The 273-nt window shown below is 60.8% G+C and carries 1 protein-coding gene; it reads left to right on the top strand.

The window, feature by feature from the left end; genetic code table 11:
- Positions 1-98 precede the first annotated feature (98 nt).
- A partial coding sequence (locus ACPYOI_RS36265; RefSeq protein ID WP_481424197.1) for a Ku protein occupies positions 99-273 on the top strand: 175 nt, incomplete at its 3' end.

Here is a 273-nt window from a genome sequence, read left to right as displayed (position 1 = left end):
ACGTGACCTTGGCTTTCCCGGCGCCGGGTGGCTGTTGGAAGTTCGTGCCCCTTGCGACAGACAAGAGCGGCAGTCGGCTTTGACCTGATGAGACGAGCATGGCGGCGCGAGCAAGCTGGAAATGTCACCTGAAGATCGCCGATCTTAGCTGCGCGGTCGGCATCTCTTCTGCGGTCTCTGCTTCAGACCGGCCATCATTCAACATCGTCAACCGCAAGACCGGCCATCGTGTCGAGCGCCAGTTCGTTGACAGCGAAACGGGCAAGCCCGTGG

The organism is Rhizobium sp. SVR5-2C (assembly GCF_056755115.1).
The sequence above is the reverse complement of the archived record's forward strand: the minus strand, read 5'-3'. Positions and strand labels throughout refer to the sequence as shown.